The organism is Streptomyces sp. NPDC000941, from assembly GCF_053599555.1.
Genome location: NZ_JBSFMM010000307.1, coordinates 1 through 10,653 on the forward strand (window position 1 = coordinate 1; position 10,653 = coordinate 10,653).

The 10,653-nt window shown below is 72.9% G+C and carries 9 protein-coding genes and 1 pseudogene; all 10 read right to left on the reverse strand.

Annotation, left to right across the window (positions count from 1 at the left end; all coding sequences use genetic code 11):
* Positions 1–41 precede the first annotated feature (41 nt).
* Positions 42–1,268, reverse strand: a complete 1,227-nt coding sequence (locus ACWDSL_RS48755) for a cytochrome P450 (RefSeq protein ID WP_450495615.1) — start codon at positions 1,266–1,268, stop codon at positions 42–44.
* 9 nt (positions 1,269–1,277) lie between these two features.
* Entirely contained in the window at positions 1,278–2,330 is a 1,053-nt protein-coding gene (locus ACWDSL_RS48760; protein ID WP_450495617.1) for an alpha/beta hydrolase family protein, read from the reverse strand.
* A 2-nt stretch (positions 2,331–2,332) separates the two neighbouring features.
* The gene (gene kynU / locus ACWDSL_RS48765) at positions 2,333–3,619 is read right to left on the reverse strand and encodes a kynureninase (RefSeq protein WP_450495619.1); all 1,287 of its coding nucleotides are present in this window, start codon (positions 3,617–3,619) and stop codon (positions 2,333–2,335) included.
* Entirely contained in the window at positions 3,612–4,454 is an 843-nt protein-coding gene (locus ACWDSL_RS48770) for a tryptophan 2,3-dioxygenase family protein (protein WP_450495621.1), read from the reverse strand. The genes kynU and ACWDSL_RS48770 overlap by 8 nt, the downstream gene beginning before the upstream one ends.
* A 169-nt stretch (positions 4,455–4,623) precedes the next feature.
* Positions 4,624–5,037 (reverse strand): annotated as a pseudogene (locus tag ACWDSL_RS48775) (DUF3151 domain-containing protein).
* 62 nt (positions 5,038–5,099) lie between these two features.
* Positions 5,100–6,689, reverse strand: a complete 1,590-nt coding sequence (locus ACWDSL_RS48780) for an MFS transporter (protein WP_450495628.1) — start codon at positions 6,687–6,689, stop codon at positions 5,100–5,102.
* A gap of 222 nt (positions 6,690–6,911) precedes the next feature.
* Positions 6,912–7,952 (reverse strand): class II fructose-bisphosphate aldolase, encoded by a 1,041-nt coding sequence (fbaA, locus tag ACWDSL_RS48785; RefSeq protein ID WP_450495630.1) that lies wholly within the window; start codon positions 7,950–7,952, stop codon positions 6,912–6,914.
* 160 nt (positions 7,953–8,112) lie between these two features.
* Positions 8,113–8,658: an orotate phosphoribosyltransferase gene (gene pyrE, locus ACWDSL_RS48790; protein WP_450495623.1), complete on the reverse strand. Its 546-nt coding sequence runs from the start codon at positions 8,656–8,658 to the stop codon at positions 8,113–8,115.
* Positions 8,659–8,686: 28 nt separating this feature from the next.
* Complete coding sequence (locus ACWDSL_RS48795) at positions 8,687–9,499, reverse strand: aldose epimerase family protein (RefSeq protein ID WP_450495624.1); 813 nt, start codon at positions 9,497–9,499, stop codon at positions 8,687–8,689.
* A 59-nt stretch (positions 9,500–9,558) separates the two neighbouring features.
* A complete protein-coding gene (locus ACWDSL_RS48800) occupies positions 9,559–10,404 on the reverse strand; it encodes a carbon monoxide dehydrogenase subunit G (protein WP_450495626.1) in 846 nt (281 codons plus the stop codon).
* Between the last annotated feature and the right edge of the window lie 249 nt (positions 10,405–10,653).

The following is a 10,653-nucleotide window of genomic DNA, read 5'->3' on the forward strand; positions in this document are numbered from 1 at the left end:
ACAGGGTGTGGACGACGACGGGGGTTTCTTTCTTCGCGAGTTCAGACCTCGACCAGCAGCTCCCGCAGCCCCCGGATGACAAACCCGGGATTCCACCGCGGCTCCGCGACCGGCCGCAGCCCCGGCGCCCTCCGCAGCAACGCACCGAAGGAAGCGGCCAGTTCGAGGCGGGCCAGGGGCGCGCCCAGGCAGTAGTGGATACCGCCGCCGAAGCTGAAGTGGGCGTTGTCCGTACGGGACAGGTCCAGCCGGTCGGGGTCGGGGAAGCGCTCCGGGTCCCGGTTGGCCGAACCGAAGAGCAGCGCGACCTCGCTGCCGCGTGGGATGACCGTCCCGCCGACCTCGATATCGTCCAGCACCCACCGCTCGAACAGCTGGAGCGGCGTGTCGTAGCGCAGCAGCTCGTCGACGGCGGTGGGCAGCAGCGCATCGGGGTCGGACCGCAGCAGTGCGAGCTGATCGCGGTGGCGGAAGAGGGCCAGCCAGCCGTTGCCCGTGGAGTTGACCGTGGCCTCATGACCGGCGTTCAGCAGCAGCACACAGGTGGAGATCATCTCCTGCTCGGTGAGCCGGTCCCCCTCGTCGTACGCCGCGACGAGCCCGCTGATCAGATCCTCCCCCGGGGCCCGGCGGCGAGCGGCGATCAGCTCACGCAGATACGCCGAGAACTCGACGGACGCGCGGACCGCGCGCCGCGCGGTCTCCTCGCCCGGGTTCAGCTCGTACATCCCGCAGATATCCGCCGACCAGGGGCGCAGCTGCGCGCGGTCGGACGGTGGAATGCCCAGCATCTCGGCGATGACGGCCACCGGCAGGGGCTCGGCGACCGCCGCGACAAGATCGCCGCCACCCTCCGCGACGAACGCCTCCGCCAGCTCGTCCGCCAGCCGCTCGACGACCGGCGCCAACCGCTCGACCGTACGCGGCGTGAACGCCTTGGACACCAGACGGCGCAGCCGGGTGTGGTCCGGCGGCTCCAGGTCCAGCATCCCGTGGTCGTTGAGCGTATGGAACGGCTCGTGCTCGGGCGGCGGGGCGGTGCGGCCGAACTCCTCGTGGCTGAAACGGTGCAGATGGGTACGGCCGAGGCGGCGGTCCCGCAGCAGGGCCCGGACGTCCTCGTGGCGCGGGATCAGCCACTGCCTGGAGGGGCCGTAATAGTGCGCGCGGCCACGCTCGCGCAGCGCCGCGTACGCCGGGTAGGGGTCGGCGACGAAGGAGGGCTGCCAGGGGTCGAAGACGGGGGCGGGCGCTGCGCTGCTGCTCATGCCGGGACGCTACTTCCTTTTGTTACGGGCGACGTGGGCGATCTCGTCGGCGACCGTGCGTACGGCGGCGGCCGTGGGGTCGATCAGCGGGAAGTGCCCGGTGGAGGCGAGCCGCACCGCCCGGACCGGCTGTCCGGCGCGCCGCGCCGTCTCCGTGAACGCGTACGCCACCTGCGGCGGGACGTCGATGTCGGTGGCGCCCTGCACGATGGCGGTGGGGACGGCGGTGGGGAGCAGCGCGGCGGGATCGGCGAGCGGCAGCCGGTCCTCGTGGTGGGCCTCGCCGCCGGGGATGTCGAGGTCGAGGAACTGGCTGACGGCGTCCGAGCACACCCGCAGCTCGCGGGCGGTGGCGAAGTCCGCGATGGGGGCGAGCGCGACCACGCCGCACACGGGGGGAGGCGAGGGGAGATGCCAGGGGCAGTCCGGCGGCAGGACATGGCGGGCCGCCGCCCACAGCGCGGCATGCCCGCCCGCCGAATGCCCCACGAGCACCACGCGCGCCAGGTCGACGGGCAGCGCAAGACCCCGCGCGAGCCCGGGCACGGTGTCCACGGCGGCCGCGATGTCGTCCAGCGTCTCCGGCCACCGCCCGGCCCGCGGCGGGGAGCCGTCTCCCCCGTCCGGGCCGCCCCGGCGGTACTCCACCGACGCCACCACGAACCCGCGCCCCGCCAGATACGCGGCGAACGGCGAGAGGTGGCGCCGGTCGTACGGGGCGCGCCAGGCGCCGCCGTGGAACAGCAGCACCAGCGGGGCGGGCGCCGCGGCCGCGCCCCCTTCCGCCTCCGCCTCGGGCAGATAGAAGTCGACCAGTTGGTCGCGGTGGTCGCCGTACGCGGCGACGCGGTCGGGGGACACGGGCGCGAGGCCGAAGAGGGACGCCTCCTCGGCCTCGGCGGATGCCGCCTGGCCGGCCGGGGCGGCCGGGGCGGCCCGGCCAGCTTGGCTGACCTGGTCGGTCTGGCCGACTCGGTCTGCCTGGCCCGCCCGGCCGGCCATCGGCGCGTCCGGCCACACCGGGTGGTGCCCCACGCATGACCAGGCGCGGCGGCGCGGCACGGTTAGGCCACCTCCCCCGACGCGCCCGACCCGCCCGACGCACCCGGTTCGCCCGCCAGCACCGCGGCCAGCACGCGCGCCGCGCGTTCGGTGTCGGCGAAGCCGGTGTAGAGCGGGGTGAAGCCAAAGCGCAGCACGTCGGGGCGGCGGAAGTCGCCCACGACGCCGCGGCGGATGAGCTCGGCCATCACCTCGCCCGCATCGGCGCAGCGCAGCGCGATCTGGCTGCCGCGCCGCTCATGCGCGGCGGGGGTGACGGACTCGACGCGCCCCGCCGGGACGTAGGTGTCCACGCAGCGCAGGAAGAAGTCCGTCAGGGCGAGGCTCTTGGCCCGTACGGCGGCCGTCGAGACCCCGTCCCAGACGTCCAGCGCGGCCTCCAGCGCGAGCATGGACAGGATGTCGGGGGTGCCGACCCGGCCGCGGACGGCGCCGTCGGCCGGGGTGTACGCGGGCGCCATGCCGAACGGGTCGGCGTGGGAGTTCCAGCCGGGCAGCGGGGAGTCGAACCGGGGCTGGTGCTCATGCGCGACGTACAGATAGGCGGGCGAACCGGGCCCGCCGTTGAGGTACTTGTACGTACAGCCGACCGCGAGGTCGACCCCGTGCGCATCGAGCCCGACCGGCAGCGCGCCCGCGCTGTGGCACAGGTCCCAGACGACGAGCGCGCCCGCGGCGTGCACGGCTGCCGTGGTGCCGGGCAGGTCGTGGAGGCGGCCGGTGCGGTAGTCGACGTGGTTGACGAGCGCGACGGCGGTGCGCGGGCCGACGGCGGCGGCCATCTCGGGGGCGGGTACGGGCCGCAGGGTGCAGCCGGTCAGCCGGGCGGCGGACTCGGCGATATAGCCGTCGGTGGGAAAGGTGGACTCGTCGACGAGAATTTCGTCCCGGGCCGCATCTCGCCCCGCAGGCCGCCCCTGGACGATCCGTACGCCGCCCACGAGGGCCTTGAAGACATTGACGCTGGTCGAATCGCCGACCACCACCTGCCCGGGCGCGGCGCCGACGATCCGCCCGACGCGGTCGCCGATCCGCTCCGGTGCGGTCCACCAGCCGCTCTCCTCCCAGGACCGGATGCGCAGCTGCCCCCACTCGCGGGCCACGACGTCGGCCAGCCGGGCGGGGACGGCGGCCGGCAGGGCGCCGAGCGAGTTGCCGTCGAGGTAGATCGTGTCGTCGAGGACGAAGTCGGCGCGCTTGGTGTGGAGCTCGTCGGCGGCGTCCAGCTTCGCCGCCTCCTCGGCCAGGGAGGCGGTGGCGGACGCGTTCGGCTCGGACAGGTCAGACATGGCTGCGCGCCGTCCACAGCTCGGGGAAGACGTTCTTCGTCGCCCGCTTCTCCAGCCAGGCGACCCCCGCAGAGCCACCCGTACCGGCCTTGGCCCCCATGGCCCGCCGGGTCGCGACGAGATGGTCGTTGCGCCAGCGCCACACCAGCTCGGCGACCTCGGTCAGCGCCTCGCCCAGGCGGGCCGCCGCGGTGTCGTCCGGGCCGGAGTAGATCTCCTGCCACACCCGCTCGACCGCGGCGTCCGGCTCGTACCGCCGCGTGGGATCGCGGTCCAGCACGGAAGCGGGGACCGCGAAGCCCTGGCGGGCGAGATAGCCCAGCACCTCGTCGTAGAGGCTGGGCTCGGTCAGGGCCTTCTCCAGCTCCGCGTGCACGCGCGGCGCGCCCCGGTGCGGGACGAGCATCGACGCGGACTTCTCACCGAGCAGAAACTCCATCCGCCGGTACATCGCGGACTGGAAGCCGGAGCCCTCGCCGAGCGCGGAGCGGTAGGAGTTGAACTGGCCGGGCGTGAGGTGCGCGAGCGGCTTCCACGACGCGTTGAGCGATTCGAGCTCGTACGTGGAGCGCTTGAGCGCGGCCAGCGCGGTGGGCAGATCGTCCTCGCGCAGCGCCTGCGCGGCGGTGTGCCACTCGTGGACGATCACGGTGAACCACAGCTCCATGACCTGGGTGGTAACCAGGAAAACCATCTCTCCGGGGTCGTCGGAGAGCGGGTGCTGGAGGTGGGTGAGCACGGACGCCTGGACGTAGTCCTCGTATGGGGTCGTGCCTTGGAAGTCGAGATTCGGGGTGTCCGGCTCGGCTTCGTGCGGGGCAGGCTGATGCGACATCGCCATCTCCTGAGAATGCTGCTACCGGGTAGCGGTCCGCCCCTTCTTACTCGGCATCGGAGCCCCGGTCCCCTCGGGACCCGCCCTGGGCGGGCCCCGAGCGCATCATGCGTGTCATGCGCACTCATCCGCAAGTGCGCTGTCGGCCAGGCCTCAGGACTTCAAAACCTCAGGAGAGAGTGTCCGCCGCCGTCGGGGAGCTCTCCCGCAGGAACGTCGAGCAACGCTCGTACTCCTACTGCTCGCCGATCGCCTGGGCGGCGCGGGCCAGCGCATGCAGGGCACGCAGAAAACCGCGATTGGGCTCATGCTCGAAGGGCACGGGCCCATGCCCCTTCCAGCCGTTGCGCCGCAGCGCGTCCAGGCCACGGTGGTATCCGGTACGCGCGTAGGCGTACGACTCCACCACGCGTCCGGCCTCGAACGCCTCGTCGGCGAGCTGCGCCCAGGCGAGGGAGGAGGCCGGGTACTCCGCGGCGACCTCGGTCGGAGCGGCACCGGAGGCAAGCAGCTCACGCGGCCCGGGGTCATCGGGCAGCTGGGTCGGGGGCGGTCCCCCGAGCAGGTTCTCATGAATGGCCATGCCCCCCAGTCTGCCTGGTCCGCGGCCGGGCGGGGCACGTCCGGACCACCCGCCCGGCGCGCTCAGGCGCCCGGGCCGCCGGGGTTGCCCAGGTTGCCGGGGTCCAGTGGCGGGGCGCCGACGCCGCAGTGGTACGCGCACTCGGGGCGGCACGGCCGCCGCGGAACGGCAGCCCTCTCCGCCGCGGCTTCCCCCGTAACCTCCGCCGCCTCCGCCGCCTTCTCCGCCGCCGGCGCACCGGCGGGCGGGGCGGCGGCCTCGGGGGGCGCCTGCTCCAGCGCATCGGACCGTACCGTGCACCAGGCGATGACGGCGCCCACGACCAGCACCCCGGCACAGATCGGCATGGCGCGCCCGAACGTCTCCGAGAACCGGGCCGCCGAGCGGTACGCCTCCGGCCCCATACCAGCCAGCAGCGGCAGCGCCGCCACCGCGATCAGGCCCGCCGCCCGCGCCGCCGCGTTGTTGATGCCGCTGGCCAGGCCCGCGCGTTCGACCTCCACCGAGGCCAGTACGGTCGCGGTGAGCGGAGCGACCAACGCCACCATGCCCAGGCCCAGCACCAGCAGCGCGGGCAGCACATCGCGCCAGTAGACCGCCCCCACCCCGGCCCGTGTCATCAGCAGCATTCCGGCCGCGCACAGCAGCGGGCCGACGGTCAGCGGGATACGCGGCCCGATACGCCGCCCCAGCTCGCCGGAGCGCGCGGACAGCAGCAGCATCAGCACGGTGGTCGGCAGCAGCGCGGTGCCCGCGGCGAGCGCGGAGTAGCCGACGACCACCTGGAGCTGGAGCACGGACAGGAAGAAGAAGCCGCTGAACGCCGCGTACACGCACAGGGTCACCGCGTTGACGGCGGTGAACTGGTGGGAGGCGAAGATGTCGAGCGGCAGCATCGGGTCCGGCCGCCGCCGCTCCACGTACACGAAGGCCACGCCCAGCAGCACCCCCAGGACGGCCGGGACGATCACAGCGGGCGAGGCGCCCTGGCCGGGCGCGGCGATCAGGGCGTACGTCACCCCGGCGAGCGCGAGCGCGCCCAGCGCGGCGCCCAGGACGTCGAACCGCCCGTGCGCGCGCGGATCGCGGGACTCGGGCACATGGCGCAGGGCGACCGGCACGCACACCGCCGCCAGCGGCACATTGAGGAAGAACACCCAGCGCCAGCCGGGTCCGTCCACCAGCCAGCCGCCGACGAACGGCCCGATCGCCGCCCCGACCCCGCCGAACCCGGACCACAGGCCGACCGCCCGCGCGCGGTCGTCGGGGTGGAAGGTGGCCTGGATCAGCGCCAGGGACCCCGGTGTGAGCAGCGCCCCGCCGACGCCCTGAAGGGCGCGGGCGGCGATGAGCATTCCGGCGTCGGGCGCCAGCCCGCACAGCAGCGAGGCCACGGAGAACCACACCACACCGATGACGAAGATCCGCCGCCGCCCGAACCGGTCCCCCAGCGCACCGCCCAGCAGGATCAGCCCGGCGAGGGTGAGCATGTAGGCGTTGATGGTCCACTGCAGGACGGGGAGATCGGCGTTCAGGTCGAGGCCGATATGCGGCAGCGCGACATTGACGACGGTGCTGTCGAGCAGCGCCATCGACGACCCGAGCACGGTGGTCAGCAGGACCCAGCGCCCGACCGGCGAGGACACGCGCATCGTGCCCGCGCCCCCGGCCCCGCCCACCGTCGCGGCCGGCGCGGGGGGCGGAGTGCGATGCTCACGCCGTGGGCCGGGCCCCGGCCCGGAGTCACCCATATCTGGATCCTCCCCGCCCCCGCCCCTCCCCGCCACCTCGGCAAAGGGGAAAGCCGGCAAAGGGGAACCAGCGGGCCCGGCACCCCACCGTGGGGTGCCGGGCCCGGAGAAGCGCCGCGTGCGCTACTTCAGCTTGGTGCCCGTGGAGCGCAGGTCCGCGCAGGCCTTGGTGACGCGGGCGGCCATGCCCTTCTCGGCCAGCTTGCCCCAGCTGCGCGGGTCGTACGTCTTCTTGTCGCCGACCTCGCCGTCGACCTTCAGCACACCGTCGTAGTTGCGGAACATGTGGTCCGCGATCGGGCGGGTGAAGGCGTACTGCGTGTCGGTGTCGAGGTTCATCTTCACCACGCCGTTCTCCAGCGCGGTACGGATCTCCTCCTCCGTGGAGCCGGAGCCGCCGTGGAAGACGAAGTCGAACGGGTCGGTCTTGCCGTGCTTCGCCGCCACGCCGTCCTGCAGGTCGCGCAGCAGCTCGGGGCGCAGTACGACATTGCCGGGCTTGTAGACGCCGTGGACGTTGCCGAAGGAGGCGGCCAGCAGGTAGCGGCCCTTCTCGCCCAGACCGAGCGCCTCCGCGGTCCGCTCGACATCGGAGATGGTGGTGTACAGCTCGTCGTTGATCTCGTGGGTGACGCCGTCCTCCTCGCCGCCGGTCGGGGTGATCTCGACCTCGAGGATGATCTTGGCCTTGACGGCCTCGGCCAGCAGCTCCTGCGCGATCCGAAGGTTCTCGTCGAGCTTCTCCGCGGAGCCGTCCCACATATGGGACTGGAAGAGCGGGTTCCGCCCGGCCGCGACGCGCTCCTGGGAGATCGCGATCAGCGGGCGGACGTACCCGTCGAGCTTGTCCTTGGGGCAGTGGTCGGTGTGCAGGGCGATATTGACCGGGTACTTCTCGGCGACGACGTGCGCGAACTCGGCAAGGGCGACCGCACCGGACACCATGTCCTTGCTGTACTGACCGCCCAGGAACTCCGCACCACCGGTGGAGATCTGGACGATGCCGTCGCTCTCCGCCTCGGCGAAGCCGCGGAGCGCGGCGTGCAGAGTCTGCGTGGAGGTCACGTTGATCGCCGGGTAGGCGAACTTGCCTGCCTTCGCCCGGTCGAGCATCTCGTTGTAGATCTCGGGGGATGCGATGGGCATCTGTCCGCTCCTTGTGATCTGCGGGGTGTTGTTTCTTGGCCCTGACCTAAGGGATGTGGGGGCGACGTCGCCGTCGTGGCCATCCTCCCAGACTCTGCGGATTGCTCCACACGGCGCACGGTGGGATGACTCGGACGGAGGGTGGTGGTTTCACGTGAAACCACCACCCTGGGTCATCTCAGCCCAGGTCGAGGTCGGCCAGCGAGTACGCCGGTACGTACCGCAGCCCCGCCTCCGCGATCGCCGGCGCGGCCCCGCGCTCGACGATCGTCGCCACCGCGACCACCTCCGCGCCCGCCTCGCGCGCCGCCTCGACGGCGGTCAGCGGAGAGCCGCCGGTGGTGGAGGTGTCCTCGACCACCAGCACCCGGCGGCCCTTGATGTCCGGGCCCTCGATACGCCGCTGCATACCGTGGGTCTTCTGGGCCTTGCGCACGACGAAGGCGTCGAGCCTGCGGCCCCGCGCGGCGGCGATATGCAGCATGGACGTGGCCACCGGGTCGGCGCCGAGGGTGAGCCCGCCCACCGCGTCGTACTCCAGGTCGGCCGTGGTGTCGAGCATGACCTGGCCGACCAGCGGCGCCGCCTCGGAGTCCAGGGTGATCCGGCGCAGGTCGATGTAGTAGTCGGCCTCAAGCCCGGAGGAGAGGGTCACCTTGCCGTGGACCACGGCCTTGTCCTTGATCTGCTGCAGCAGGGCGTCACGCGCATCGCTCATGCACATGAGCCTAGACGCTGCCCCGCGGCGGGACTCAGGCGAGCCGCCGCCAGCTCCAGGTCATGGACATCTCCAGCGGGTCGATGGGGGTGACGAGGCGCGGCAGTGTGTTCAGACCGTTGGGCGGGCCGGACTGCGGCTCCACGCAGACGGCCTCCGCCTGCTCGTCGTAGACCACGACCCACTCGCTGCGGCTGGTGACCTTCAGCTCCAGCCGCCCCGGCCAGGTGAGCGTCACGTCCACGCCGTCCGGCATGCCGAAGCAGTCGTCCCAGGGCCCGGGTCGGGGCTCGATCCGGCGGCCGGTGGGCAGGTGGTTCTCGCCGCGCTCCTCCTGCCACTCGGGCTGGAAGGAGATCTCCGCCTCGCCACCGCCCTCGAGCTTGCGCAGGAACCACGGGTGCCAGCCCGCCTGCGCCGGGAAGGAGTCGCCCTCGGTCTCCACGCTCATCGTGGTGGTCAGCGAGTCCGGGGTCAGCTGGAAGGTCTGGCTGACCCGGCCGCTGTACGGCCAGGGGTCGGCGAGGTCGTAGGCGAAGGCCGCGGCGGTGGTGTCGGCGCTGATCGTGCGCCAGGCGGCCTCCCGCCCGGTGCCGTGGATCGCGTGCGGGGGCGCGTTCACGGGCAGTTGATGGCTGCGGCCGCCGTTGCGGAACCGCCCGAGCTCGACCCGGCCGCACCAGGGCACCATCGGGAACGATCCGAACCTCGGGCCCTGCCGCAGCAGCTCCGTACCGTCGATGCGCAGCGAGGCGACGCGGCAGCCGTTGTCGGGGGCGACGGTCAGCTCGACATCCCCGGCGCTCAGCCGTACGCCGCGGGTATCCGTTCTCTCTTCGGTGGTCACGCCCCGACCTTATGCGCCCGCGCGCGCCTCGCTCACCTTCTCCGAGCCTTCTGCGGCGGTCACTTTCTGCGGCGCAGCACCCGGCTGACCACGACGGCGGAGGCGAGCACCACCGCGGCGGCGGGCGCGGCCCAGCGCAGCGCGATACCGGAGGACACGGTCTGGGGCGCGGGTACGGGGGCGTAGCGGCCGCGCGGCGGGGCGTGGTCGACCTCCTCCGTGCTGCGGCCGATCATGGTGCGGCGCGCATGCGCGGCCTCGGCGGGGGGCTCGTCGTCGAGCTCGCCCAGCTCTTCGAGCTCGCTCAGCTCACTGAGGTCGCCGACCTCGGCCGCGCCCTCGACATCCTCGATGTCGTCGACATCGTCGAGGTCCCCGACGTCGTCCACGGCAACCCCGTCGTCGGCCGTATCGGTGTCCTCAGCATCCTCGACATCGTCGACGTCCTCGACATCGTCGAGCGTGGCGACCGGCTCCTTCTCCAGGCCGGTGGCCAGCGCCGCGCCGAAGCGGTCCAGCAGCCGACGGGCGACCATGACGGTCGCCTGCTCATCGAACTCCGCCAGCCGCCCCTCGCTGCGCACCGTCCCGGAGCAGACCATCGCGGTCCCGCCGGACACGGCCCTGGGCACCACGGTCAGCGCGAGCTTCACCGAGCCGCTGCCGCGCGCCTCCGTCCCCTCGCCCGACACCTCGAAGCCGGCGCCGCGCTCGGCGATCCGCAGCGAGCCGCGGTAGGTGATGGTCGAGCCGCCGATCCGCACCCGGAGCCGCCCGGTGAGCGGACCGGCCGCCGCGTCGGCGTCCTGCTGGAGCCCGGGGACACAGCGGGCGACGCGGTCCGACTCCGCCAGCGCCAGCCGGACGGTGTCGACGGGAAGCGGAACGAACACCTCATGCTCCATAGCTCAAGACACTACCCATCGCGCCTCCCGTGAGACCCGTTCCGGCGCGACTTTCCCCGCGTGCGGCCATGAATTCCCCACGGCCCGGCAATATGCGATACAGCGGGTGCGCCGGTGCCGTCATGGCGTGCCCATTGCCGTCATGGCGTGTACCGGGGGTGCGTCAGCGTCGAGGCGGGCAGCCCCGGCTCCCGCTGCCGCGCCGCCTCCCGCCCGCCCGCGGTCCCTCACGCCGGGCGCGCTGCGGGC